Below are 25,493 nucleotides of genomic sequence, written 5' to 3' on the forward strand. Positions count from 1 at the left end.
TTTGGAAATGTATAGTGAAGTTGGAAAGAAGCATACTACTCGAACACGCAATCAGCGTGGAAAAATCAGCACATACTTATCCTATAGATTGAGGTGTTTTTTGAATGTTCCATAAAACCGAACTGCAATCTGGCGTGAATTTGTATACACGTCAGACCGCACAGTTTAAAACCGTAAGTGCAGCTATTAAATTTACAGCTCCTTTGACAGAAGAAACCGCTGCGGCACGCACAGTACTTGCTAATGTATTGGAGGATTCATCTGCGCGATATCCGACACGGACAAAGCTGAGACAGGCCTTAGAAGAACTTTACGGTGCTGTATACTATACAGACACAGGTAAAAGAGGGAACGAGCATATCTTTACGGTATATGCAGAAAGTGTAAACGAAGAATATCTGCGTAATCCTGACGTTCCTGTTTTTGAGCAGCTTTTAACACTTGTTACAGAGAGCTTATTTAAGCCTAATCTGGCAGATGGAATTTTTGACGAAACAATTGTTGATAGGGAAAAACAAACAATTATTGACCGAATCGGATCTATTTATAATGATAAAACCCGATATGCCAACAAACGAATGCTTGAACTCATACGCTCGGGTCAGCCGGCGTCTTTATCTTCTTCAGGAACAGAACAAACAGTTTCAGCTGTAACGAGCGAGTTGTTAAAAAAGACGTATGATCAAATGATGAATGAAGATACTATTGACATTTATATCTTAGGGGATGTTGATACGGAACAGCTGATAGATCGTGCACAAACACTATTCCCATTTGCAGAAGGAACACGTAAATCTGTGCCACCTGCTGCATCGAATGTAAATAAGGGAGTATCTGCTGCTAAACATATCCGGGAAAAACAAGACATGAAGCAAGGCAAGCTGAACATGGCTTACAGTACGCCGGTAGGATTTAAGCATCCGGATTATCCGAAAATGCAAATGATGAACGGGGTATTAGGCGGATTTGCCCATAGTAAATTGTTTATCAATGTTCGTGAAAAAGAGAGTCTCGCTTATTATTGTTCGAGTTCTTATGCTTCCCATTATGGATTGCTTTATATCATGTCTGGAATTGATGCTGAACAAGAAGAGAAAACGGCTTCGCTGATTGATCAGCAGGTAGAAGCACTGCGTAATGGTGATATTTCCGATTTGGAAATTCAACAAACACTTGCGCTATTATCAAACAGCATCCGCAGTTCGTTCGACTCTGCGAAAGGTCAGATTGAAATATATGACCAATATAAATTATTAGATGAAAACTTTACATCGGATAAGCTCATAGAGAAGTGGGAGCGTGTGACGAAAGAGGATATCCAGGAGATGGCTGCGTTATTAACAAAGGAAATCACGTATCTTCTTTCTGGTAGGGAGGCAATGAATCATGAATAAAATTCACTTTGATCAGCTTCAGGAAACGCTTTATCATCAAAAACTTGATAACGGACTTAATGTCTATGTCCTCCCGAAGGAAGGGTTTTCAAAAACGTATGTAACATTTACTACGAAGTATGGTTCGGTGGATCGTACGTTCATACCGCGCGGAGGTAAAGAACTCGTAACTGTGCCAGACGGAATTGCCCATTTCTTAGAACATAAAATGTTTGAAAAAGAAGATGGAGATGTGTTCCAGCAGTTCAGTCAAAACGCAGCTGCGGCAAATGCGTTCACTTCTTTTACTCGGACCTCGTATTTGTTTTCATCGACATCTGAGTTATATGAGAATACAAAAACTTTGCTTGACTTTGTTCAGCAGCCATATTTCACTGAAAAAACGGTGGAGAAAGAAAAAGGAATCATTGCGCAAGAGATTACGATGTATGATGACCAGGCAGATTGGCGCCAATACTTTGGTACGATCGAAAACTTGTTTGAAAATCATCCAGTCCGAATTGACATTGCGGGAACTGTAGAAACGATTCAAGATATTACTGCGGAGCATCTGTACGAGTGCTATGAAACTTTTTACCATCCATCCAACATGGTTTTCTTTGCAGTAGGGAATGTAGATCCTGAAGAAATGCTGAAGTTTGTGGAGCAAGATCAGCAAGCGAAATCTTTCGAATCACCTGAACCTGTTGTTCGCAGTTTCCCGAGTGAGCCAGATTACGCCGCAAAAAAACGCAGTGAGCTGTATATGGATGTCTCTAAACCTAAATTGATGATCGGCACAAAATGCCGGAATACAGACATGTCTGGAAAAGAAATGCTGATTCGAGAGTTAGCATCCGATGTAACACTGGATATATTGTTCGGCAGATCTTCTGACTTCTTTACGAAGGCTTACAACGAAGGATTGATTGATGAATCGTTCTCCTATGAATTCAATCTGGAAAACGGATTTGGATTCGCGGCAATTGGTTCTGATACTGAAAAGCCTGAAGAACTTGAAAAACTAATCAAAAGTGTTTTTGAGGATGCAAAAAATAATTGGTCAATTACAGATGAGCAGCTTGAGCGAATTCGCAAGAAGCGAATCGGCTTATTTATGAGGGCTTTGAATTCTCCAGAGTATATAGCCAATCAGTTCACTCATTATAATTTTAATGAGATGAATTTGTTCGACGTTGTACCGGTGTTGGAAGGACTGACAACAGACCAGTTGAAATCAGCTTTTGAAGACCTTTATTATGAAGACGGACAAACGACCATGACAATCTATCCATCGGAGAAGTCTGAGTGAGCAGCGGACGCCGGGCTCTTGTGCTCGGTGCGTCCGGCGGAATTGGTGAAGCTATCTGTGAAAAGTTAGCTTCTGAAGGCTGGTCATTATATTTGCATTACAACAATGGCCAGCATACGGTCAATAAGCTTCAACAAGTTCTCACCAAGAATTATCCGTCTGGTGAATTTCAATGTGTTCAATCAGATTTAAGTCAGCTGGGAGCAGCCGAACGTTTAGCTGCTCAGACGACTGACGTTCAGGCAATTATTGTAGCGAATGGTCAATCGATGCTGAAACTTTTATCGGAGACAACCGAAGAAGAGATGGAATCATTATGGCGTGTCCATGTTCAAAATCCAGTTCGCTTGATAAGTTTACTTTCTGCTGGTTTGCGTTCCTATTCAGTTTCATATGTCGTCTTCATAGGCTCTATATGGGGCAGTACAGGTGCTGCAGGTGAAGTGATGTACTCAAGTGTCAAAGGTGCGCAGCATGCGTTTGTCAAAGCTTATGCAAAAGAAGCTGCGTATGGCGGAATTCGGGTGAATGGTATTGCGCCGGGGTGGATTGAAACGCGAATGAATGAAGAAATTCCCGAAGAAGAAAGAGCGATGGTAATGGAGGAAATCCCATTAATGATCCCTGGAAGACCTGCAGAAGTAGCTGATTTGGTCAACTTTTTAACGAGCGGCAAAGCCGATTATATGACTGGGGAGATCTTGAAGTTGAACGGCGGCTGGTATATCTGACCAGTTCCATGCCAACCGGGTCTCCTTGTTTTAGTTTTTCGCTTTCACTCAAGCACTAATTCAGCTATTATAGAAACTAAGCTGTTGTTTTTTGCGTCCTATCCAATGAGTGGTGAACAGACAAAGGAGTGATTCCATTGGGTGAGTGGTATCTGGAATACAATTTGCAAGTGAATCGTCCCGGTCTTTTGGGGGATATTGCTACATTGCTGGGGATGCTCCGAGTCAACATTGTTACCATTAATGGAGTAGATGGCAATACGCGCGGGATGCTTGTACGAACAGAAGATGATGACCAAATCAGACGGTTTGAATTAATCGCCTCAACGATGGAACAAATTGAAATCCGTAAGATTAGAGAACCGAAGTTACGGGACGTTCTCGCTGTACGCCACGGAAGGTATATCCAGCGTACTGTCGATGATCGCAAAACATTTAGATTCCTTCGCAGTGAGTTGGGGGTTCTCGTAGACTTCATGGCAGAAATCTTTAAAACAGATGGACATAAGCTCGTCGGGATTCGGGGAATGCCGCGTGTTGGAAAAACGGAATCTGTTGTCGCTGCAAGTGTCTGTGCAAACAAAAAGTGGATTTTTCTTTCATCAACGATGATTAAACAGACAGTCCGCAACAGTTTAATGGGTGATGAATTTTCAAAAGATAATATTTTCATTTTAGACGGGATTGTTACGAGGAAGGCTGAAGATGAACGTCATATGCAATTAGTTCGTGAAATGATGCGGCTCCCTTCAACAAAAGTTGTCGAGCATCCTGACATGTTCGTTCAGCACTCCGAATACTCAATCGAAGATTTTGATTACATTATCGAACTGCGTACAACACCCGAACAGGAGATTACATACGAGGTCATTCAAAACAACGGGATGATTTCTGGCCGTGATGGCGCGGGCGGCTTTGGAATGTTCAATTTTTAAAACAGGCAGGTGATAAAGTTGTCCGGTTTAGGCGATCGCCTTAAAGAGGCGAGAAAAGCAAAAGGATATACCTTGGATGACTTACAAGCAATTACTAAGATTCAGAAACGGTATTTGGCTGGAATTGAAAACGAAGACTACAGTATGATGCCTGGTTCATTTTATGTTCGGGCATTCATAAAGCAATACGCTGAAGCAGTCGGGCTTGATGCACAAGAAATGTTGTCATTATATCGTGAAAACGAATCCTCAGAACAAATGAAAGAAGAGGAAATTCAACGAAGTGCACCCCAGCTGTCACAAAAAGCAGGGTATATGAAATCCGGCAGAATGAATGAAGTTCTTCCTAAAATCATTGCTGCTCTGTTTATCATCGTCATTCTTGCTGTTGTTATTTTTCTTTATAAACACCAGGCAAATACACCGAAACCTGAAGTAGGAACATCCGATGAGATTACAGTTGATAACAACAAACCTGATGATTCTAAATCAGATGGAAACAAAGGTGAGGAAGGCAAAGATGCGGATTCTAAAGAAGATGCAAATAAGCCGAACGAGCCAGAAGAAGAACCTGAGGAAGAACCAGCTCCTGAACAGACGCTTACACAAGGCGCTGTAAACGGTGAAACAACAACGTTCACACTGGAAAATGCAGATACCTTCAATTTATCCGTCAAAGTGAAAGATGGCGGCGAATCATGGATTGGAGTAACCAATCAAAATGGGCAAGAACTTCTTCCTAACGGCGCACGCGTAATGAAAAACGGGGAAGAAGCTGAGCTTGACTTAGCGGACCAGCAATCTGTAAGAATTCGTGTAGCGCGTACTCAATTTACTGAGATTCTTGTGAATGGTCAATCACTAACTTATCCCAATGATAATATGATTCAAAATATCGTTATTGAATATAAAAAATGAGAATAGTCATCTGCGAAGATGACTTTTTTCTTTAAGCCCTGCTGGAAGGCAGGGCTTTTCAAAGAGTAAATCTAAGGAAAAGAGGGTGTATTACACTATGAACTTACCGAATAAAATAACCGTTTCGCGCGTCTTGCTAATTCCGGTATTTATCGTATTTATGTTGGCGGACTTTGGAATGGGACAGCTGACAATCGGCGGTGCTACAATGCCGATTGAGCAATTTATTGGCGGTCTTATATTCATATTTGCTTCTGCAACAGATTGGCTGGATGGATACATTGCGCGGAAAAACAACCTAGTTACCAATATGGGAAAGTTTTTGGATCCGTTAGCTGACAAATTGCTCGTCTCTGCGGCATTTATCATATTAGTTGAATTCGGATTAGCCCCTTCATGGGTTGTCATAATTATCATTAGCCGGGAATTTGCGGTTACTGGATTGCGACTTCTATTAGCAGGTGAAGGAGAAGTGGTAGCTGCTAATCAGCTGGGGAAAATTAAAACTGTCACTCAAATTTTAGCGATTTCATCTTTACTTTTGAATAATATTTTCTTTGAAGCTATTCACGTTCCTTTTGGAACAATCATGTTGTACATTTGTTTGTTCTTCACAATATGGTCAGGCTTAGATTACTTCATGAAAAACAAGAGCGTCCTTACGAAATCGATGTAAAGAGGGAGATTGTTCATGCGAGCAGAAATCATAGCAGTTGGATCCGAGTTATTGCTCGGTCAAATAACCAATACAAATGCAAAATTCATGTCTGCACAACTTGCTGATATCGGAGTGGATGTACATTATCAAACAGTCGTTGGAGATAATCCGGCGCGGTTGGAAGAAACAATTCGAATTGCTGAGGGCAGAGCAGATCTAATCATCTTCTCAGGCGGATTAGGACCGACTAAAGATGATTTAACAAAAGAGACCATAGCACGGCATGCAGGGGTTGAGCTAGAATCCAACAAACAGGCATTGCAGTCGATCGAAGCGTATTTTGAACGTACGGGCAGACCAATGACTGAAAACAATAAAAAGCAGGCGCTCGTTTTGAAAGATTCTGTTGTGCTGGAAAATCGATATGGGATGGCCCCTGGAATGGCAATTACGGTGAATGAAAAAACCTATATGCTATTGCCAGGACCTCCGCATGAAATGGAGCCGATGTTCCGAGACGAGGGAATCCCATATTTACAGCGACTGTCAGGCAGTAAGGAAATTATTGTTTCGACTGTTGTAAAGTTTTTTGGAATTGGAGAAGCAGAACTTGAGCATAAAGTGCAAGACTTGTTGGATTCTCAAACCAACCCGACCATTGCGCCTTTAGCTTCAAAAGATGCGGTGACACTTCGGATAACTGCCAAAGCTAAAACGGCTGAAGCTGCACACAGTTTAATTGAGCCGGTTCTATCTGAACTGCATAACCAAGCTGGAGAATTTATTTATGGAATAAATGAAGATACGCTGTCCTCCAAAGCGGCATCATTACTAATCAGTGCAGGTCTATCAATTTCAGCAGCAGAAAGTTTAACCGCGGGACTTTTCACTGCATTGCTTGCGGAAGAACCTGGTATTAGTGCCTCTTTAAAAGGCGGTATGACAGTTTATGATGTACAAGCTAAAATAGAGCAGCTTGGATTAGATAGAAAACGAATCGAAACTTACGGTACGGTTAGCTCTGAATGTGCGGAAGCATTAGCAGAAAGAATCCGTGAATATTTCCATACAGATATCGGAATCGGGTTAACTGGCGCCGCTGGACCGGATACACATGATGGAAAACCTGCGGGAACGGTTTGGATAGGTCTCGCCTTCAAAGATAGAACGAAATCGTATCAGCTTCGGTTATCTGGATCCCGTAACACCAATCGTTTGCGTGCAGCGAACTTCGCTTTATATTATCTCATTCGCGAGCTGGAAACGATAAAGAGTCAAAATTGAAATATACCTTGAATTCTCAATTAAAATTCAAATACAAGCTGAATTCTCAATTAAAATGAGAATCTATAATAAAAAGTCGAATACTCGTTCGCTTTTTTCTTGTTTATTTTTCTCATAAGGAGTATAGTAGAGACAGATAGAAAACACCTTGAAGGAGGAATTATTTTTGAGCGAACGCAAAGCGGCTTTAGATCAAGCACTTAAACAAATAGAAAAACAGTTTGGAAAAGGCTCTGTCATGAAACTGGGCGAGAAGACAGATAGAGAGATTTCCACATCATCGACTGGATCACTTGCACTTGACTCTGCACTTGGGGTTGGCGGATATCCAAGAGGACGTGTCATTGAAATTTACGGACCAGAAAGTTCAGGTAAAACGACAGTTTCACTTCACGCAATTGCAGAAGTTCAAGCTGCAGGAGGAACAGCTGCTTTTATTGACGCGGAGCATGCGCTGGATCCTGTCTATGCACAAAAACTTGGAGTGGATATCGATGAGCTTCTATTATCACAGCCGGATACAGGAGAGCAGGCACTAGAAATCGCAGAAGCTCTTGTACGAAGCGGTGCAGTTGAAATCATCGTTATTGACTCTGTTGCTGCTCTAGTACCTAAAGCGGAAATTGAAGGAGAAATGGGAGACTCCCACGTAGGTTTACAAGCACGTTTGATGTCTCAAGCTTTACGTAAACTCTCCGGTGCTATTAACAAATCGAAAACGATTGCTGTCTTCATCAACCAAATTCGAGAAAAAGTCGGAGTTATGTTCGGTAACCCTGAAGTCACTCCGGGTGGACGCGCACTTAAATTCTACGCTTCTGTCAGACTTGAAGTTCGACGCGGTGAAGCGATTAAACACGGAAACGAAATCATGGGTAATAAAACTAGAATTCGTGTTGTGAAGAACAAAGTGGCACCGCCTTTCCGTACAGCTGAAGTAGATATCATGTATGGAGAAGGTATTTCCAAAGAAGGCGAAATCGTCGACTTAGGTGTTGAAGTGGAAGTCGTTCAGAAGAGCGGGGCGTGGTATTCTTATGAAGGTGAGCGTATGGGACAAGGTCGTGAAAACGCGAAGCAGTTCTTAAAAGAAAACCCGGCGATTCGTGCGGAAATTTCCGATAAAATTCGCAGCAGTTATGGATTGAATAGTGATAATTATGTAATCGCAGCTCACGAGTCAGAGGATGAAGATGAGTTAGAGCTATTTGAAGAAAAAGAATAACACGATACTGCATGATCCAAAGCCGGCTTTCCTCTTGGAGGGAAGCCGGCTTTTCAAAAACTTTTTCTTTACCACTGCGTCCATTCGGCACTGTAGAATCATAGTGTCATCACTTCTCACGTCTTGACATGGGAATATGACACCGATACAATTAGAGTTGTATAATTCTCACCATTTGAAAAGAATTTGGCGGTATGTTGAAAGTTAATGTACAAGCTGACTGAAAATGAAAAAATAAGCAAGAGGAGGTGACCTGAATGGGTACTATTATCATCTCCGCTTTGATCGGTCTCATCGTCGGTGCAGTTGTTATGTTTGTGTACAACAAAAACGTGAATGAATCAAAAGTGACAGGTGCAAAGCACTCCGCCGCAACAATCGTTGAAGAGGCGAAGCGTGAAGCGGAGGCATTAAAAAAAGAAGCACTTCTTGAAGCGAAGGATGAAAATCACAAATTGCGCGTTGAGGCAGAAACGGATATCCGTGAACGAAGGACAGAACTTCAAAAACAGGAAAACCGTATTTTGCAGCGGGAAGAAAATATGGACCGCAAAGATGACTCACTCAACAAGCGAGAAGCAAGTCTGGAGCGTAAGGATGATGCGCTATCCGGAAGACAACAGCATATTGAAGAGATGGAACGCAAGGCGGAAGAACTGGTTGCCACACAGCAGACAGAGCTTGAGAAGATTTCAGCTTTGACACGTGATGAGGCAAAACGTCTAATCCTCGATGATGTAGAAAGAGAATTATCTACAGACATCGCTGTAATGACAAAAGAGTCCGAACAACGTGCCAAAGAAGAATCCGAAAAGAAAGCACGAGAAATTCTATCTCTTGCTGTACAGCGGTTCGCAGCAGATCATGTGGCTGAAACGACAGTATCTGTCGTCAATTTGCCGAATGATGAAATGAAAGGCCGTATCATCGGCAGAGAAGGACGGAATATCCGTACACTCGAAACCTTAACTGGTATTGATCTGATCATTGATGATACACCTGAAGCTGTTATTCTTTCTGGTTTTGATCCAGTTCGCCGTGAGATTGCAAGACTGGCACTGGAAAAGCTTGTAGCAGACGGAAGAATTCACCCAGCTCGAATTGAAGAGATGGTGGACAAGGCTAGACGTGAAGTAGATGAGCTGATCCGGGAAACCGGAGAGCAAACTACGTTTGACATTGGCGTTCATAATTTACATCCAGACCTGATTAAGATTCTAGGTCGCTTGAAATTCCGTACTAGTTATGGTCAAAACGTATTGAAACACTCAACTGAAGTAGCTTATCTTGCCGGATTATTAGCAGCAGAGCTCGGCGAAGATGTTACGCTGGCTCGACGTGCCGGTTTGCTTCACGATATCGGAAAAGCGATAGACCATGAAGTTGAAGGCAGTCACGTGCAAATTGGTAAAGAACTTGCAGTTAAGTACAAAGAACACCCCGTTGTCATTAACAGTATCGCTTCTCACCATGGTGACGAAGAAGCGACATCCGTTATCGCAGTACTTGTCGCAGCAGCAGATGCATTATCAGCTGCTCGTCCGGGCGCACGAAGTGAAACACTTGAAAACTACATCAGACGTCTGCAGAAACTTGAGGAAATCTCTGAGTCTTATGAAGGCGTTGAGAAATCATTCGCGATTCAAGCAGGTCGCGAAGTTCGAATTATCGTACGTCCCGATATCATTGATGATATTACAGCCCATCGTCTTGCTCGCGACATTCGGAAACGAATTGAAGAAGAGCTCGACTACCCAGGACATATTAAGATTACTGTTCTTCGGGAGACACGGTCGGTTGAGTACGCAAAATAAGGGGAAAGGCTTCCTGCTGAATGCTGGAAGCCTTTTTCTTTTTGGAAATGAGGAATAGAAATGAAAGTGCTGTTTATTGGAGATATCGTAGGTTCACCAGGAAGAGATATGGTTTTTGACTATCTGCCGCGTTTGAAACGAAAATACGAACCGGATGCAGTGATTGTGAACGGTGAAAATGCTGCTTCGGGCAGAGGGATTACGAAAGCGATTTTTGACGATTTGCTTCGTGCAGGAGTAGATGTAGTGACAATGGGAAATCACACATGGGATCACAAAGAGATTTATGATTTCATCGACGAAACGGATTCACTCATTCGTCCTGCTAACTTTTCAGATGAAGCGCCTGGTCAAGGCATGACATACATTGAACGCGGCGGAGTCACATTAGCAGTCATGAATTTGCACGGACGTACTTTTTTACCGCCTCATGATGATCCTTTTAAAAAAGCAGACGATCTTATTAAAGAAGCAAAAGAAAGAACTCCTCTTGTTTTTGTTGATTTTCATGCGGAAGCAACGAGTGAAAAGATTGCTATGGGCTGGCATTTAGATGGACGTGCATCTGCTGTAGTGGGAACACATACACATGTGCAAACTGCAGACAGCCGGATTCTGCCGGAGGGGACGGCTTATATTACAGATGTGGGTATGACAGGACCTTATGACGCTATTCTTGGCATGAAAAAAGAGGATGTCATTTATCGATTCCAGACAAATATGCCCGTCCGATTCCAGGTGCCTAAACAAGGCAGAGCCCAATTGAACGGTGTCATCATTGACATTGACAATCAGACGGGACGTGCGCGTTCAATAGAACGATTAATGATTAATGAAGATTCACCGTTTCAGTCGTGAAATGAGCGTCTAATTGTTCAATCTCCTTCATAGGATAGTGCATGGAGAACTGCATTCCATACACTATTCTTTACAAGGAGGAAATACCATGAATCCATTAAAAGTATCATCACGCTCAAATCCTAATTCAGTTGCAGGCGCTCTCGTTGCAGTCATTAGAGATCAGGGATTTGCAGAAATGCAGGCTGTAGGTGCAGGTGCCTTAAATCAGGCAGTGAAAGCAGTTGCAATTGCACGTGGCTTTGTAGCTCCAAGCGGGAGTGATTTGATATGTGCACCGGCTTTTGCAGATATTGAAATTAATGGAGAAGGTCGGACTGCCTTAAAATTATTCGTTGAGAAAAGAACGCGACAGCAATCATTGTGAAAACAAAACTGTGGAGAACTTTCCTCCGCAGTTTTTTTCTGTGACAATTGGGGGACAATCCCTTATGCTCGTATACAGACGTCAAACCCTTCAGTATAATGAGGGTACCTACTGTTTGGTTTCAACTAGATGAACAGAATCAAGAGAGGGGCTCATCACATGAACGAAGAACAACGGCTTGCTGGACAAGCACCTGCAACAAAAGAAAAGGACTATAGTCACTATTTCCAATCCGTTTATACGCCGCCATCTTTAAAAGATGCTAAAAAACGCGGCAAAGAAGCAATTTCCTATCATGACGATTTTGAAATTGATGAACACTTTTCCGGAATGGGAATCGGACGTAAATTTTACATAAGGACATTCGGCTGTCAGATGAACGAACACGACACCGAAGTCATGGCAGGTATTTTTGTAGGGCTGGGATATGAACCAACCGACACAGTCAAAGATGCGGATGTAATTCTATTGAATACGTGTGCAATTCGAGAAAATGCGGAAAACAAAGTGTTCGGTGAACTTGGTCATTTGAAATCTCTTAAACGTGAACGGCCGGATCTGCTGATTGGTGTATGCGGATGCATGTCGCAAGAAGAATCTGTAGTTAAAAAAATACTGAAAACATATGACCAAGTTGACATGGTTTTCGGAACGCACAACATTCACAGGCTTCCTGCAATTTTACGTGAAGCATACTTATCAAAAGAAATGGTCGTTGAGGTATGGTCAAAAGAAGGCGATATCATAGAAAACCTTCCAAGAGTGCGAAAAGGCAATATTAAAGGTTGGGTTAATATTATGTACGGCTGTGATAAATTCTGTACCTATTGTATCGTCCCTTATACTCGCGGAAAGGAACGAAGCCGAAGACCAGAAGACATTATTCTGGAAGTCCGTCAGCTAGCTGCTGCTGGTTATCAGGAAATCACGCTGCTCGGACAAAATGTTAACGCGTACGGAAAAGACTTTGAAAATGAGACCTATCGATTGGGGGATCTGATGGACGAGCTCCGTAAAATTGATATTCCCCGTATCCGTTTTACAACAAGTCATCCGCGTGACTTCGATGACCATCTCATCGAAGTGCTCGCTAAAGGCGGAAACTTAGTGAATCATATTCATTTACCCGTTCAATCCGGCTCTAGTGAAATTTTGAAGTTGATGTCAAGAAAATATACACGGGAACACTTCTTGAATCTCGTTTCGAAGATTAAACAAGCAATTCCGAATGTCACTTTGACAACAGATATTATTGTTGGTTTTCCAAATGAAACTGAAGAACAATTCCAAGAGACCATTTCGTTGTATAATGAAGTTGGATTTGACATGGCCTTCACATACATCTATTCTCCTCGAGAAGGAACACCAGCTGCTAAGATGACAGATAATGTACCAATGGAAGTGAAGAAGGACCGGCTTCAGCGACTGAACAAAGTCGTCAATGATTTCTCAGCCGCTGGGATGAAACCGTATCAAGGCGAAATAGTGAATGTATTGGTCGAAGGGGAGAGTAAACGGAATAAGGAAGTACTCTCTGGCTATACCGAAAAGAGTAAGCTGGTGAACTTCCGAGCGCCTGCAAATGTAATCGGTAAAATTGTTCAAGTTCGAATTACGGAAGCTAAATCCTGGTCATTAGACGGGGAGTTTATCGGAATAAAAGAAAAGGAAAAGGTGATGTTATAATGGAAAAGATGTATACAAAACATGATATTATTGAAAAATCAAGAGAGCTTGCACATATGGTGGCGAACACGGAGCAAGTGGAATTATTTAAACAAACAGAAGCCCATATTAATGAAAACAAAAAAGTAAGAGAAAAGATTGCAAGCCTGAAGTCATTGCAAAAACAAGCTGTGAATTTCCAAGAATACGACAAAGAACGTGCACTAGGCATCATTGAAAAGAAAATTGAGCAAATCGAAAATGAAATTGATGAAATTCCTTTGGTTCAAGAATTCAAGCAATCCCAAAATGATGTAAATGATTTACTGCAATTGATTGCGAATACCATTTCCAATCGGGTAACGGATGAAATCATTGAATCTACAGGCGGAGATGTACTAAAGGGGCAGACAGGTTCTTACGTACAAAGCACGCAGCATAAGCCTTTATCCTAACTTTTAAGTCGGGGGAGAAAAATTCTCCTCCGATTTTTTCACTTTCTGGGCTTCTGTTGCATAGGATGTAAAGAAGTCCACGAAGGAGGAAAAAAACTGAAGAATCTACGACAAGTCGTTACGAAGGCAGTAATTGCAAAAGGGAAGCAGCGTACAGAAAAGGAAGTCACGCTTCTCCCGCCTAATCGTCCTTCCAGTATTCTTGGCTGCTGGGTCATCAACCACACCCATAGCGCCAAAAAGGCTGGATCAACCATTGAAGTAACCGGTAAATTCGATGTCAACGTCTGGTACTCTCACCACGACCATTCCAAAACTTCAGTATTCACAGAGACAGTGAACTACAAAGACAAAATCCGTCTGCGCTATCGGGATGAACCCTCATCCTCTAAAGAAGAAATTCGAGTTGAAGTGTTACAACAGCCAAACTGCACAGAGGCAATCATTTCGGATTGTAAAGAGAAGTTCTTAATCAAAGTCGAACGCGAGCTTGTGGCGGAAGTGATCGGTGAAACAAAAGTCATGATTACAGTCCATCCTAATGATTTTGAAGAGGAATGGTCATTCGATGATGAGTCATCCCACCATCAAAGTCATGCCAATGAAGGCGGTTCGCGAGCAGGAAAAGACAACTCACAGTTTTAAAAGCCGAAGCATGTTTTCGGCTTTTTTCTTGTTTTTGGAATGGAAACCACGACGCTTTCATAAACGAATGGAAGCATCTTCTGTTATACTTAAGGAATACTATTTAGGCTGTGAGGGAAATAGAATGACAACACATACACCAATGATGCAACAATACTTACAAATAAAATCTCAATATGAAGATGCCTTTCTCTTTTTCAGATTAGGTGACTTTTATGAAATGTTTTTTACAGATGCGACAGAAGCATCGCATATACTTGAAATTACATTGACAAGCCGTGAAGGCGGAGCATCTGGGAGAATTCCAATGTGTGGCGTTCCATACCATTCTGCTCAAGGTTACATAGAAACACTCGTTGGCAAGGGGTATAAAGTGGCCATCTGTGAACAAACAGAAGACCCGAGAAACGTTAAAGGAATTGTAAAACGTGAAGTCGTGAAAGTCATCACACCCGGGACAATTACAGAAGGTAAAAATATCGATTCCAATTCCAATCACTTCATCGGGTCCTTCGATCGGATTTCTGAAAATCTGTGTGCATTCGCTTATGTGGATCTGGCTACAGGAGAAGGCACGGTGGAACATATTCAAGGAGACGAGAGTGCGCTTGCTGCTGCAGTGGAATCCCTTGGAATGAAAGAAGCGGTCGTGGATGAACAAATGCAGCTGATGCTTGGTGATATTAGCCACAATAAAGGCATTGTGTTATCCATTTGTGACCGGGATTTATATAAGCCTCATGGCAGAGAACTATTTGAAGAGATTCCGGAAATGGCAGCGGGTGCATGTGAGCGGCTCGTCGCATATTTGCAGCAAACACAGAAGACCAGCTTAGAACATTTGCAGCCATTTAACTTTCTGGCTCGGGAAGCTAAATTGACAATCGACGCAAACTCCATGCGGAATTTGGAGCTTGTCCAATCCATCCGTTCCGGCGGCAAAGAAGGAACGTTATTTTGGTTGCTTGATGAAACCAATACCGCAATGGGTGCACGGAAATTAAAGACATGGATTCGTCAGCCGCTTGCTGATCGCTTAGAAATCGAACATAGATTAAATACGGTTTCTGAATTGATAGATGCATATTTTTTACGGGATGATTTAAAGACAGCTTTGCGTGAAGTATATGACTTGGAGCGATTGGCTGGAAGAATTTCAATGGGGAGTGCAAGTGCACGCGATCTTGCGCAGTTGCGAAATTCGCTCCGATCAATTCCTGATGTAAAGCAGCAGCTTGCTGAATCTGGTAAGCCGAATTTAGTAGAGTTTTCAAAGCGAATTGACCCTTGCGGAGACCAATGCGCAATATTAGAAACGTCTATTGCTGAAGCACCGCCTCTTTCCGCAAAAGAAGGAGGCGTCATTAAAGATGGATACAATGAAAAATTGGATACGTATCGGGATGCTTCAAGAAACGGAAAGCTGTGGCTTGCAGAACTAGAGCAGAAAGAGCGTCAGAAAACGGGTATTAAAGGATTAAAAATCGGCTACAATCGAATCTTCGGATACTTTATCGAGATTACGAAGTCTAATTTGCATCTTGCAGATCTCACAAGATATGAACGTAAACAGACATTGGCAAACGCGGAACGTTATATTACTCCTGAGCTGAAAGAAAAAGAAGAGCTCATTTTAAGTGCAGAATCGGAAAGCTTGGATTTGGAGTACACATTATTTGCTGAAGTTCGGGAACAGATGAAACAAGGCATTGAACATATTCAGCAGCTCGCATCCATGCTTAGTGAACTGGACGTTCTGCTTGCGTTCGCTGAGATCTCAGAATCACAAAATTATGTGAAGCCGATATTCACAGAAGATAAGGCTCTTGATATCCGAAACGGGAGACATCCTGTCGTCGAAAAAATGATGGACCATTCACTTTATGTGCCGAACAGCTGCAAGTTAGCAAACGATGCCAATATGTTATTAATCACAGGTCCAAATATGTCTGGTAAAAGTACGTACATGCGCCAAGTCGCATTAACAGTCATCATGGCCCAAATAGGCTGTTACGTTCCGTGTGAGTTTGCATCACTGCCGATTACAGACCAAATTTTCACTAGAATTGGTGCAGCAGATGACTTAGCATCAGGTCAGAGTACGTTCATGATGGAAATGCTGGAATCACAGCAGGCAATTGCACATGCTACTGATCGAAGCTTATTGTTATTTGATGAAATCGGACGGGGGACATCCACATATGACGGCATGTCATTAGCGCAGGCGATGATGGAATATATTCACGATGAAATCGGTGCGAATACGCTGTTTTCAACACACTATCACGAATTGACAGCGCTGGATGAGCAATTGGACAGGTTAATGAATGTCCATGTTGCGGCAATGGAACAAGAAGGAAAGGTTGTATTTCTTCATAAAGTGATGGCTGGACCGGCTGATAAAAGTTATGGAATTCACGTCGCAGAACTTGCAGGTTTACCGTCTGAATTACTACAGCGGGCGAGAGAACTATTAGAAGGGTTCGAAAATCAAAAAACCTCAGAAAAGAAATTGCTTCCTTCTAGTGAACAAATTAGTTTCTTTGACTTACAATCCGAAGAACCAGTTGCCGAACAGCCAGCTGAAGAAATCGAAATTCTAGAGAATCTGAAAGCTATAGATTTAACAAATACTACACCGTTGCAAGGCTTGCAATTATTATTTGAACTAAAAGCAAAACTGAAGTAAGAAAGGAGCGAAACGATGGATATCATTAAGGTGATGGACGAACCATTAGCAAATAAAATTGCGGCTGGAGAAGTTGTAGAACGACCTGCATCCATCGTGAAAGAGCTTGTGGAAAATTCAATCGATGCTGGAAGTACGTCGATTGAAATTACACTCGAAGAAGCAGGGTTAACAAGTATTCGGATAACAGACAATGGCAATGGAATGACGACGACAGACGCTATGCGTGCATTTGAGCGTCATGCGACAAGTAAGATCGTCAATGAGCATGATTTGTTTAGAATTCGCACACTGGGTTTCAGAGGTGAAGCATTAGCAAGTATTGCAGCAGTATCTAAAGTGCACCTCTGGACGTCTGACGGAATCAGCGGCACAGAAGTAGATATTGAAGGCGGAAAGGTGATTACTCACCGTGCAGCAGCACTTCGGCAAGGAACGGATATTACTGTCTCACAAGTTTTTTTTAACACACCAGCCCGCTTGAAATATATGAAGACGATCCAAACTGAAATAGGTCATACAATCGACTTAGTCAATCGGCTCGCAATCAGCCATCCTGCAATTGCATTTCGGTTAGCTCACGGCCAGCAAGTGCTGCTCAAAACATCAGGTTCAGGCGATTTGCTTCGCGTATTATCTGACGTGTATGGAATCGCAGTTGCCAAAAAAATGATCCCTTTTCAAGCTGAAAACGCAGATTACAAAGTGTGCGGATATGTGACCTTGCCTGAAATGACCCGGGCATCTAAAAACTATATGACAGTGCTCATTAACGGCAGATGGGTGAAAAGCTATCCCGTCAACAAAGCTGTTTTAGAAGCGATGCACACGTATTTACCGATCGGCCGGTTTCCAATCATTGTTCTGCAAGCAGAGGCAGATCCATACTTAACAGATGTCAACGTCCATCCTTCAAAGCAATATATTAAAGTGAGTAAAGAAGGGGAATTGCTTGCAGCCGTCCGCGAAGGGGTGCATGCGGCAGTAAAGAAAGCAATCATTGTTCCTGATGCAATCATGAAGGAGAAGAAAAAGCCAAGCACCCCTAGTGTGCAGGAATCATTCTGGAAACATCCAGAACGCAGTGTGAAGCCAGTTCAAGATTTTCAAACGACAAGCGATTATCCTCCCCGGCAAAAGCCTTCTTGGACGGTTGAAGAAGTTCCGCCAAATGAAGACATGACGATCACTTCAGATGTTACAGCAGAACCTGTGGAGACAAATGAAACGTCTAAGCCAGACGTTGAATGGCCAGCAATTACACCTCAGGAAGAAGAAGTCCAATCTGAACAAAAAGCGTCATTCCCAACATTGTTGCCAGTAGGACAAGTCCATGGAACTTATATCGTTGCACAAAATGAGGATGGCTTTTATATGATCGACCAGCATGCGGCTCAAGAGCGCATTAAATATGAGTATTTCAGGACGAAAATCGCAGAAGTGGATCATGATGAACGACAAATGCTGTTAATGCCTTTAATCTTCCATTATTCAGCAGATGAACAGCTGAAGATTGAAGAGAGACTCGATGCGTTAGAAGAAGTCGGTATTTACCTTGAGCAATTCGGTCCTTCGTCGTACACAGTAAAAGAGTATCCTTCATGGTTCCCTGCTGCAGAAGCTTCTTCGATTATTGAAGAAATGATTGAACAAGTATTGCACACCCGTCAAGTGAACATTGCTAAACTGCGCGAGGACTCAGCAATTATGATGAGCTGCAAGAAATCTATCAAAGCGAATCATTACTTAACAATGGAAGATATGAATCGATTGTTAACTGATTTAGGAAATGCAGAAAATCCATATACATGTCCGCATGGACGACCTGTGTTAATCCACTTCACAACGTATGAACTTGAAAAAATGTTCAAGAGAGTGATGTAAAAGAGGAGGGAATGTAATGAAACAACAGGAACTCAAAATGTCTGATGGAGTAATTCTTGATGCCTATGTCATGGAACCTTCTGGAGCTCCGCGCGGACAAATCCATCTTGTTCATGGCATGGCAGAGCATATTGGGCGGTACGAAGCGGTCATGAATGATCTTTCTCAAGCTGGCTACTTAGTCACTGGATATAACCAGCGCGGACATGGACAACGGGCGCTTGACCAAAAGCAGCTAGGGGACTTTGGCGAAGGGATCACATTTGATAGACTCGTTGAAGATGTGCGGGAAGTAATGAATGCATTTAGTGCAGATGACTCTAACCAGCCGCGGATTTTGTTTGGACACAGTATGGGATCGTTTATTGTCCGTCGTTTTTCTCAGAGATACGGAAAAGAAATAGATGCCCTTATTTGTTCCGGAACTGCTGGGAAACCAGGTATGACAAGAGTTGGAGGCAGTATTCTAGCCTCTGTTTTATCCATTAAAGACGGTTCGCATGCACCAAGTGAAGTACTTGATAGGATTGGTTTTGGCGGATACAACAGAACTGTCGAAAATCCAGAGACGAAGTTCGATTGGCTTTCTACAGATCGGCAAACTGTGCATGATTATATTGAGGATCCTCTTTCAGGAGCGGTTTCAACGAATCATTTCTTCCATGTCTTATTTGACGGCTTGAAATTAATCAGTTCGACATCCGCATACGAATCGGTTCCTAAGAAATTGCCTGTCCTTTTATTTGCAGGGACAGAAGATCCTGTAGGGAACATGGGAAGCGGGATTTTTGAAGCAGCGGGAATGTATCAGGATGCGGGTGTTGAAAATGTACGGGTCCATCTATTTGAAGGTGTTAGACATGAATCCTTACAAGGGACTTCGAGAGACTCTGTGCTGACGATGATGAAACAGTGGGTGAATAATTTATGAATCAACCATCAGAAGTGATAGCAATTGCTGGTCCAACAGCTTCAGGGAAGACTGCCCTGGCTGTTGGTCTTGCCCATTGCCTAAACGGCGAAGTGATCAATGGAGATGCTATGCAAGTTTACCGCGGTCTCGATATTGGGACCGCCAAAATTACAAAAGACGAAATGGAAGGCATTCCCCACCACTTATTCGATATCAAATCTCCCAGTGAATCGTTTTCAGCAGCAGAATACCAGCAAATTGTTCGGGATAAGATTTCAGAAATACAATCCCGTGGAAAATTCCCGATCTTGGCAGGCGGCACAGGGCTGTATATGCAGTCTGTTCTTTTTGACTACCGATTCACGGAAGCAGCAGCTGATTTGGAAGTGCGAAGCCGTCTGGAAAGTGAACTTGAAGCGTCAGGGGCTTCTGTATTATACGAGCGACTTCTTCAGCAAGACCCGGTAAGTGCTGAAAAGATTCATCCGAATAATCATAGACGACTCGTTAGAGCCTTAGAGATTCTAGAAGTGAGCGGGGAGACAAAAGCGAATCATGAAGCGGACCAAGGCGCAACACCGATGTACCGGTCTTCTATTATAGGCCTTGAGCTGCCTAGGGAGCTCCTTTACGAGAGAATTGACAGACGTGTCGATTTGATGATGGAAAAAGGATTACTGAATGAAGTCCAAGGATTATGGGAGCAAAACATAAGGGACGTCCAGTCAGTTCAAGCAATCGGATACAAAGAGCTGTATCAAGCAATTGATGGTAATTTATCAGTAGATGAAGCAGTCGATCTAATTAAAAAGAATACTCGCCACTATGCAAAACGGCAGATGACGTACTTCCGCAACAAGCTGGAAGTCAATTGGTATGATGCAACAACAGAGAAAACGCTGCTGGTTGAGAAAATATGTGACGAAGTAAAGGGATTTAACCTGCATATCGCGAATACAAAAAGCAGGCATTAATTGCGAATATGAACTGTGGGGGGTAATTAGATGGCAAATGCCAATATGCAAGATACGTTTCTGAATTCACTCAGGAAGAATAACACGTTTGTAACTGTATTTTTAACAAATGGTTTTCAGCTTAAAGGGTTGATCAAGTCGTATGATAACTATACAGTTCTTCTAGAATCAGACGGCAAGCAGCAGCTGATTTATAAGCATGCAATCTCTACTTATGTTCCTGCAAAACCGGTTATATTGAAAGATGAACAATAAAAAAAGGCCATGACTGGCCTTTTTTATTTTGGCAATAAAGAGCGCTGCGGCAGCTGCCAGTGAAACTTAATGGATAACATGCGTAACGCGGCTGTAGCAATGAGCAATATATAAAGTGCAGCATCGTGTATATACGTATCGAATCCAACAATTAAACCAGCAAGTGCGGCCCATACTGCATAGATATCACTTTTAAAAACCAAAGGCTGACGTCCGGCAAGCAAGTCACGGATGACTCCTCCGCCGGCACCTGTCAACACCGCTGCCGCCACTACAGCGAACAGAGACATTTCCATCTCAACGGCCATTAAGGCGCCTTGAATGGCAAAGGCAGCTAACCCAACCGCATCAAAGTAAGATCCCCACCTATTCCACGTTTTCAGCAAGTATCCGGAAAAGAAAAAGATGACTGCTATAAGTACTGACGCAACTGTGAAAAACAGCTCTTGTCCCCATAAGACTGAAACGGGAACTCCTATAAAAACGTTCCGTACGGCGCCTCCGCCAAACGCAGTGACCATTCCTAATATATAGACTCCAAACATATCAAAGTCCTCTTCCATCGCAACAATCGCACCCGAAATTGCAAATGCGGCTGTACCAATCAGACTAAATACATCCCATGTCACTTCAAAGTTCCTCCGTTCAATACGTTTTAAAATTGTCAGGATGAGAATCCGTTTACCGAAAGCGTTCTACCTGTTAAAATGGGCAGTAAACCTATGGTACAGAATGGAGCATCCTGAATGAGTATACAGCAATTGAACGATGAAATCTTAAATCGTGCAGAAAAAGTTGAAAACGAACTACAACCTTATGCAAAAGCTGCCGAACGCATCGCTTTCCTCAATCAAAAGAAAGTATTGGCAGCGTTCAGAAAGAATCGTGTGAGTGACTTTCATTTAACCGGATCCACTGGATATGGATATGATGATGCAGGCAGAGAAGTGCTTGAGCAATTATATGCCGATGTTTTTGGAGCGGAAGCAAGTCTAGTGCGCGGTCAAATCATTTCGGGCACACATGCGATTGCGATTAGCCTTTTCGGGATATTGCGGCCCGGAGATGAACTGCTTTATATAACAGGGAAGCCCTATGATACGTTAGAGTCAATCGTATCCGGCGGAGATCAAGATACAGGCTCGCTGCAGGACTTCAATATCGGCTACCATCATGTTGATTTATTGGAAAATGGAACTGTTGACTATGAAGAAGTTGAACGTCAGATCAATCCCAACACTAAAATGATTGCCATTCAGCGTTCCAGAGGCTACGCGGACCGCCCATCGTTCACAGTTGCCGAGATTGGCGACATGGTGAAGCGGATAAAAGCAAATCATCCCGATATTATTATATTTACTGATAATTGTTATGGTGAATTTGTCGAAGAGCTGGAGCCGACGGATGTTGGTGCAGATCTGATGGCGGGGTCATTGATCAAAAACCCGGGTGGCGGTCTTGCTCGTACAGGCGGCTACATTGCAGGAAGAAAAGAATTGATTGAGAAATGCGGATACCGCATGACTTCACCTGGCTTAGGCGCAGAAGCAGGAGCATCACTGGATACGTTACGAGAAATGTACCAAGGATTTTTCCTAGCTCCGCACACTGTAAGTCAAGCCGTAAAGGGCGCACAATTTACGGCAGGCATGCTTGAATCCTATGGGCTAGTGACAGCCCCTCATTATTCTGCAGCCCGAACGGATCTGATTCAATCGGTATCATTCCAAAATGCCGAGCAAATGGTCGCATTCTGCCAAATGATCCAAGCCAACTCACCAATCGATGCACACGTGAGTCCTGTGCCATCGTACATGCCAGGCTATGCAGATGATGTCATTATGGCCGCTGGAACCTTCATCCAAGGCTCCAGCATCGAGTTGACAGCGGACGGCCCTATTCGTCCGCCGTATACAGCGTACATCCAAGGCGGCCTCACGTACGAACACGTAAAAGTCGCCATCCTATCGTCTGTTGAGCGACTAATCGAACTTGAATTAATCAAATCATAAGGTGGAAGTGATCATAAACTGCGGAAAGCGCTCATAACCCTGTAAAAGTGATCATAACCCGTGGAAAAGCGCTCATAACCCTGTGAAAGTGATCATAAACCGAGGAAAGCGCTCATAACCCTGTGAAAATGATCATAAGTCGCGGAAAGCGCTCATAACCTTGTGAAAGTTATCATAACCCGAGGAAAGCGCTCATAACCCTGTGAAAGTGATCATAACCCGCGGAAAGCGCTCATAGCCCTGTGGAAGTGATCATAAACCGAGGAAAGCGCTCATAACCCAGGGAAAGCGCTCATAAACTTGCGAAAATGACCATAGCCTATAGAAAGTGCCCATACCCGCATGCAAAAAATCCCCCACTAAAAAAACTGCGTATCCCTCAAAGTGAATGAGGAATACGCAGTTTTTATCTATAAAATTAATGAATCGTGCGATAAACACCGACCACTTTGCCGAGAATCGATACATTCTCAATAATAATAGGATCCATTGATGAGTTCTCGGGCTGCAAACGGAAGTAATCTTTTTCTTTGAAGAAACGTTTCACGGTTGCCTCATCTTCCTCAGTCATCGCTACTACAATTTCACCATTACTGGCAGTATGCTGCTGCTTCACAACGACGCGGTCTCCATTTAAAATACCAGCTTCAATCATACTATCTCCTACGATTTCCAGCATGTATAAGTTGTCCTCCGAAGTCCCGAACGTATCCGGAATGGGGAAGTACTCTTCGATATTTTCAATTGCAGTAATCGGAATTCCAGCTGTAACTTTTCCGACTAAAGGAACGTGAACGACGCCTGTTTTTAACTCGTCCATTCCATCTTGATCCAAAATCTCAATGGCACGGGGTTTAGTTGGGTCGCGTCTAATTAGTCCTTTACTTTCAAGTCGCGCGAGATGGCCATGGACAGTTGAGCTGGAAGCAAGTCCGACAGCTTCACCAATTTCCCGTACGGAAGGCGGGTATCCCTTTTTTTGCACTTCATCTTTAATGAAAGTCAGGATGTCTTCCTGTCTTTTGGAGATCTTTTTCAATATGTTCACCTCTTCACTTTTTTTGCAGGAGACGTCGCTCTGCGAAGTGTTTCTATGAAAATAGTATAACATGTGTTCGTACGCATAGCAAACAAAGGTTCTAATTTTTAGTGTTGACACACAAACCTTTGTTCGCATATAATAAAAGCATAGAAGCGAACGTACATTCTGAAAGGGGAAATCATCCATGACAATCATCCGAAAAAACAAAAATATCATAGCAGCCTTTACCTTATTTGCAATTTTAACTTTCGTCCTTATTCTTAAATTTTCAGTTCCTCAAGACATTATTGAAGTAACAGTCGTCGAAGGAGATACGCTTTATCAGCTAGCGGAGCGCTATGCAGGTGATGTGCCTGCAGACCGGTGGATACGAGAAGTGGCGACACTGAATAATTTATCTGACTCTGCTATTATTGCAGGTGAAGATCTCAAGTTGCCTGCACATTTTGGGCCGGAGGTTGACGATACTCGACTCGTCCTTGCAGAGGAGGGAGAATAATGGGGAATCGGGGTAGTTGCGTTTTGTACTGCAGAGTAAGTACTGAAAAAGATACTCAGGAGTTATCATTAACACGTCAGCATGAAGAACTGACAGCGCTGGCAAAAAGATTGGATTTCAGCGTGGCTGAATCATTCACTGACAAACACAGTGGATATGAATTGGATCGGGAAGGCCTATTGGATCTTCTTGATTATATTAAAGAGGATTCCATTGATGCTGTTTTAATCCAAGATGAAACACGTCTTGGCAGAGGGAATGCCCGTGTCGCAGTTTTACACCTGCTCGCAAAAACAAATACTTCTGTTTTTACGAATCATGACAGCGGCCCATTAGAATTGAATGAAATGGACTCCATGCTTCTTGAAATACTTGCAATAGTAGAAGAATATCAGCGGAAATTACATAATGCAAAGATACGAAGAGGAATGAAACGAGCTGTAGAGGCAGGGTACAGACCAGAACACAATTTACGAAACCAAGGTAATGCGGAAGGCAGGGAACGAATAGATGCACCCGTACTTGAAATTGTTTCTTTGCGCGATAAGGGACTGACTTTTGAAGAAATCACTTCTGTACTTAAAGGACTAGGTCATCAGGTGAGCAAGGCAACGGTCCATAGACGATATCAGGAATTTGTTGCAGAGCAGGAAGGCTAATTGGTTGCACTTCTGGCCGTTTTTGTTTACGTTCTAAATAATGAATGTGAACTGGAGGGAACGTTATGCTGGAAGAAAATAAGATAAACCGTATTAATGAGCTTGCAAAAAAGGCAAAAACATCGGGTCTTTCCATTGAAGAAGCGAAAGAGCAATCTCAATTGCGCAGTGAGTATTTGAAAACTTTCCGTTCAACAATGAGAGATACCATCGAAAATGTTAAAGTGCTGGACCCTGATGGAAATGACGTAACACCTGAAAAAGTAAAAGATGCTCAAAACAAGAAGTTTTTAAATTAAGTATCCGCATATCATCTGACCGCAGTT

At 42.7% G+C, this 25,493-nt stretch carries 25 protein-coding genes; 23 read left to right on the forward strand and 2 right to left on the reverse strand.

What is annotated here, in order from left to right; translation table 11 throughout:
- Positions 1 to 104: 104 nt before the first annotated feature.
- From yfmF to hfq, 19 genes are all read left to right on the forward strand, one after another.
- The gene (gene yfmF / locus PGH26_RS05225) at positions 105 to 1,394 is read left to right on the forward strand and encodes an EF-P 5-aminopentanol modification-associated protein YfmF (RefSeq protein ID WP_323692956.1); all 1,290 of its coding nucleotides are present in this window, start codon (positions 105 to 107) and stop codon (positions 1,392 to 1,394) included.
- On the forward strand, positions 1,387 to 2,685 hold the full coding sequence (gene yfmH / locus PGH26_RS05230; RefSeq protein WP_323692957.1) for an EF-P 5-aminopentanol modification-associated protein YfmH: 1,299 nt from the start codon (positions 1,387 to 1,389) through the stop codon (positions 2,683 to 2,685). The genes yfmF and yfmH overlap by 8 nt, the downstream gene beginning before the upstream one ends.
- Positions 2,682 to 3,416, forward strand: coding sequence for an elongation factor P 5-aminopentanone reductase (ymfI, locus tag PGH26_RS05235; protein WP_323692958.1), 735 nt, complete (start codon positions 2,682 to 2,684; stop codon positions 3,414 to 3,416). Before yfmH ends, ymfI begins: the two co-directional genes overlap by 4 nt.
- Positions 3,417 to 3,553: 137 nt before the next feature.
- A complete protein-coding gene (locus PGH26_RS05240) occupies positions 3,554 to 4,351 on the forward strand; it encodes a DUF3388 domain-containing protein (protein ID WP_323692959.1) in 798 nt (265 codons plus the stop codon).
- A gap of 18 nt (positions 4,352 to 4,369) precedes the next feature.
- On the forward strand, positions 4,370 to 5,269 hold the full coding sequence (locus PGH26_RS05245) for a helix-turn-helix domain-containing protein (RefSeq protein ID WP_323692960.1): 900 nt from the start codon (positions 4,370 to 4,372) through the stop codon (positions 5,267 to 5,269).
- Positions 5,270 to 5,366: 97 nt separating this feature from the next.
- Positions 5,367 to 5,945 carry a CDP-diacylglycerol--glycerol-3-phosphate 3-phosphatidyltransferase gene (gene pgsA, locus PGH26_RS05250; protein WP_323692961.1) on the forward strand — a complete coding sequence of 193 codons (579 nt, stop codon included), beginning with the start codon at positions 5,367 to 5,369 and terminating at the stop codon, positions 5,943 to 5,945.
- Positions 5,946 to 5,960: 15 nt separating this feature from the next.
- On the forward strand, positions 5,961 to 7,211 hold the full coding sequence (locus PGH26_RS05255; protein WP_323692962.1) for a competence/damage-inducible protein A: 1,251 nt from the start codon (positions 5,961 to 5,963) through the stop codon (positions 7,209 to 7,211).
- Between the two features lie 166 nt (positions 7,212 to 7,377).
- Positions 7,378 to 8,436, forward strand: a complete 1,059-nt coding sequence (gene recA / locus PGH26_RS05260) for a recombinase RecA (protein ID WP_323692963.1) — start codon at positions 7,378 to 7,380, stop codon at positions 8,434 to 8,436.
- Between the two features lie 257 nt (positions 8,437 to 8,693).
- Positions 8,694 to 10,250: a ribonuclease Y gene (rny, locus tag PGH26_RS05265; RefSeq protein WP_323692964.1), complete on the forward strand. Its 1,557-nt coding sequence runs from the start codon at positions 8,694 to 8,696 to the stop codon at positions 10,248 to 10,250.
- A 60-nt stretch (positions 10,251 to 10,310) separates the two neighbouring features.
- Entirely contained in the window at positions 10,311 to 11,108 is a 798-nt protein-coding gene (locus PGH26_RS05270) for a TIGR00282 family metallophosphoesterase (RefSeq protein WP_039041982.1), read from the forward strand.
- Positions 11,109 to 11,196: 88 nt separating this feature from the next.
- Positions 11,197 to 11,475 carry a stage V sporulation protein S gene (locus tag PGH26_RS05275; protein WP_039041983.1) on the forward strand — a complete coding sequence of 93 codons (279 nt, stop codon included), beginning with the start codon at positions 11,197 to 11,199 and terminating at the stop codon, positions 11,473 to 11,475.
- Positions 11,476 to 11,634: 159 nt separating this feature from the next.
- Positions 11,635 to 13,161 carry a tRNA (N6-isopentenyl adenosine(37)-C2)-methylthiotransferase MiaB gene (gene miaB / locus PGH26_RS05280; protein ID WP_323692965.1) on the forward strand — a complete coding sequence of 509 codons (1,527 nt, stop codon included), beginning with the start codon at positions 11,635 to 11,637 and terminating at the stop codon, positions 13,159 to 13,161.
- Positions 13,161 to 13,595 carry a YlbF/YmcA family competence regulator gene (locus PGH26_RS05285; RefSeq protein ID WP_323692966.1) on the forward strand — a complete coding sequence of 145 codons (435 nt, stop codon included), beginning with the start codon at positions 13,161 to 13,163 and terminating at the stop codon, positions 13,593 to 13,595. Before miaB ends, PGH26_RS05285 begins: the two co-directional genes overlap by 1 nt.
- A gap of 96 nt (positions 13,596 to 13,691) precedes the next feature.
- The gene (cotE, locus tag PGH26_RS05290) at positions 13,692 to 14,240 is read left to right on the forward strand and encodes an outer spore coat protein CotE (protein WP_431312532.1); all 549 of its coding nucleotides are present in this window, start codon (positions 13,692 to 13,694) and stop codon (positions 14,238 to 14,240) included.
- A 124-nt stretch (positions 14,241 to 14,364) separates the two neighbouring features.
- A complete protein-coding gene (gene mutS, locus PGH26_RS05295; RefSeq protein WP_323692967.1) occupies positions 14,365 to 16,929 on the forward strand; it encodes a DNA mismatch repair protein MutS in 2,565 nt (854 codons plus the stop codon).
- Positions 16,930 to 16,944: 15 nt separating this feature from the next.
- The gene (mutL, locus tag PGH26_RS05300) at positions 16,945 to 18,813 is read left to right on the forward strand and encodes a DNA mismatch repair endonuclease MutL (RefSeq protein WP_323692968.1); all 1,869 of its coding nucleotides are present in this window, start codon (positions 16,945 to 16,947) and stop codon (positions 18,811 to 18,813) included.
- A 16-nt stretch (positions 18,814 to 18,829) separates the two neighbouring features.
- On the forward strand, positions 18,830 to 19,744 hold the full coding sequence (locus PGH26_RS05305; protein ID WP_323692969.1) for an alpha/beta hydrolase: 915 nt from the start codon (positions 18,830 to 18,832) through the stop codon (positions 19,742 to 19,744).
- The gene (miaA, locus tag PGH26_RS05310) at positions 19,741 to 20,700 is read left to right on the forward strand and encodes a tRNA (adenosine(37)-N6)-dimethylallyltransferase MiaA (protein ID WP_323692970.1); all 960 of its coding nucleotides are present in this window, start codon (positions 19,741 to 19,743) and stop codon (positions 20,698 to 20,700) included. Before PGH26_RS05305 ends, miaA begins: the two co-directional genes overlap by 4 nt.
- 30 nt (positions 20,701 to 20,730) lie before the next feature.
- The gene (hfq, locus tag PGH26_RS05315) at positions 20,731 to 20,955 is read left to right on the forward strand and encodes an RNA chaperone Hfq (RefSeq protein ID WP_116016493.1); all 225 of its coding nucleotides are present in this window, start codon (positions 20,731 to 20,733) and stop codon (positions 20,953 to 20,955) included.
- A 23-nt stretch (positions 20,956 to 20,978) separates the two neighbouring features.
- On the opposite strand, the gene PGH26_RS05320 is transcribed toward hfq, so the two are convergent.
- The gene (locus PGH26_RS05320; RefSeq protein WP_323692971.1) at positions 20,979 to 21,584 is read right to left on the reverse strand and encodes a trimeric intracellular cation channel family protein; all 606 of its coding nucleotides are present in this window, start codon (positions 21,582 to 21,584) and stop codon (positions 20,979 to 20,981) included.
- A gap of 117 nt (positions 21,585 to 21,701) precedes the next feature.
- On the opposite strand from PGH26_RS05320, the gene PGH26_RS05325 reads away from it, so the two are divergent.
- Entirely contained in the window at positions 21,702 to 22,967 is a 1,266-nt protein-coding gene (locus tag PGH26_RS05325; protein ID WP_323692972.1) for a methionine gamma-lyase family protein, read from the forward strand.
- 418 nt (positions 22,968 to 23,385) lie between these two features.
- On the opposite strand, the gene lexA is transcribed toward PGH26_RS05325, so the two are convergent.
- The gene (lexA, locus tag PGH26_RS05330) at positions 23,386 to 24,006 is read right to left on the reverse strand and encodes a transcriptional repressor LexA (protein WP_323692973.1); all 621 of its coding nucleotides are present in this window, start codon (positions 24,004 to 24,006) and stop codon (positions 23,386 to 23,388) included.
- Between the two features lie 187 nt (positions 24,007 to 24,193).
- On the opposite strand from lexA, the gene yneA reads away from it, so the two are divergent.
- From yneA to PGH26_RS05345, 3 genes are all read left to right on the forward strand, one after another.
- Complete coding sequence (gene yneA / locus PGH26_RS05335; protein ID WP_323692974.1) at positions 24,194 to 24,508, forward strand: cell division suppressor protein YneA; 315 nt, start codon at positions 24,194 to 24,196, stop codon at positions 24,506 to 24,508.
- Entirely contained in the window at positions 24,508 to 25,167 is a 660-nt protein-coding gene (locus PGH26_RS05340; RefSeq protein WP_323692975.1) for a YneB family resolvase-like protein, read from the forward strand. The genes yneA and PGH26_RS05340 overlap by 1 nt, the downstream gene beginning before the upstream one ends.
- 65 nt (positions 25,168 to 25,232) lie before the next feature.
- Positions 25,233 to 25,466 carry a DUF896 domain-containing protein gene (locus PGH26_RS05345; protein ID WP_323692976.1) on the forward strand — a complete coding sequence of 78 codons (234 nt, stop codon included), beginning with the start codon at positions 25,233 to 25,235 and terminating at the stop codon, positions 25,464 to 25,466.
- The last annotated feature ends 27 nt before the right edge of the window (positions 25,467 to 25,493 follow it).

Source organism: Sporosarcina jeotgali (genome assembly GCF_033304595.1).
Taxonomy (GTDB): domain Bacteria; phylum Bacillota; class Bacilli; order Bacillales_A; family Planococcaceae; genus Sporosarcina; species Sporosarcina jeotgali.

Excerpts from the sequence above, each read along its gene's own strand:
- yfmF (WP_323692956.1), top strand. The coding sequence starts at position 105 with ATGTTCCATAAAACCGAACTGCAATCTGGCGTGAATTTGTATACACGT.
- yfmH (WP_323692957.1), top strand. The coding sequence starts at position 1,387 with ATGAATAAAATTCACTTTGATCAGCTTCAGGAAACGCTTTATCATCAA.
- pgsA (WP_323692961.1), top strand. The coding sequence starts at position 5,367 with ATGAACTTACCGAATAAAATAACCGTTTCGCGCGTCTTGCTAATTCCG.
- PGH26_RS05255 (WP_323692962.1), top strand. The coding sequence starts at position 5,961 with ATGCGAGCAGAAATCATAGCAGTTGGATCCGAGTTATTGCTCGGTCAA.
- rny (WP_323692964.1), top strand. The coding sequence starts at position 8,694 with ATGGGTACTATTATCATCTCCGCTTTGATCGGTCTCATCGTCGGTGCA.
- PGH26_RS05270 (WP_039041982.1), top strand. The coding sequence starts at position 10,311 with ATGAAAGTGCTGTTTATTGGAGATATCGTAGGTTCACCAGGAAGAGAT.
- PGH26_RS05275 (WP_039041983.1), top strand. The coding sequence starts at position 11,197 with ATGAATCCATTAAAAGTATCATCACGCTCAAATCCTAATTCAGTTGCA.
- miaB (WP_323692965.1), top strand. The coding sequence starts at position 11,635 with ATGAACGAAGAACAACGGCTTGCTGGACAAGCACCTGCAACAAAAGAA.
- PGH26_RS05285 (WP_323692966.1), top strand. The coding sequence starts at position 13,161 with ATGGAAAAGATGTATACAAAACATGATATTATTGAAAAATCAAGAGAG.
- mutS (WP_323692967.1), top strand. The coding sequence starts at position 14,365 with ATGACAACACATACACCAATGATGCAACAATACTTACAAATAAAATCT.
- mutL (WP_323692968.1), top strand. The coding sequence starts at position 16,945 with ATGGATATCATTAAGGTGATGGACGAACCATTAGCAAATAAAATTGCG.
- PGH26_RS05305 (WP_323692969.1), top strand. The coding sequence starts at position 18,830 with ATGAAACAACAGGAACTCAAAATGTCTGATGGAGTAATTCTTGATGCC.
- miaA (WP_323692970.1), top strand. The coding sequence starts at position 19,741 with ATGAATCAACCATCAGAAGTGATAGCAATTGCTGGTCCAACAGCTTCA.
- hfq (WP_116016493.1), top strand. The coding sequence starts at position 20,731 with ATGGCAAATGCCAATATGCAAGATACGTTTCTGAATTCACTCAGGAAG.
- PGH26_RS05325 (WP_323692972.1), top strand. The coding sequence starts at position 21,702 with ATGAGTATACAGCAATTGAACGATGAAATCTTAAATCGTGCAGAAAAA.
- yneA (WP_323692974.1), top strand. The coding sequence starts at position 24,194 with ATGACAATCATCCGAAAAAACAAAAATATCATAGCAGCCTTTACCTTA.
- PGH26_RS05340 (WP_323692975.1), top strand. The coding sequence starts at position 24,508 with ATGGGGAATCGGGGTAGTTGCGTTTTGTACTGCAGAGTAAGTACTGAA.
- PGH26_RS05345 (WP_323692976.1), top strand. The coding sequence starts at position 25,233 with ATGCTGGAAGAAAATAAGATAAACCGTATTAATGAGCTTGCAAAAAAG.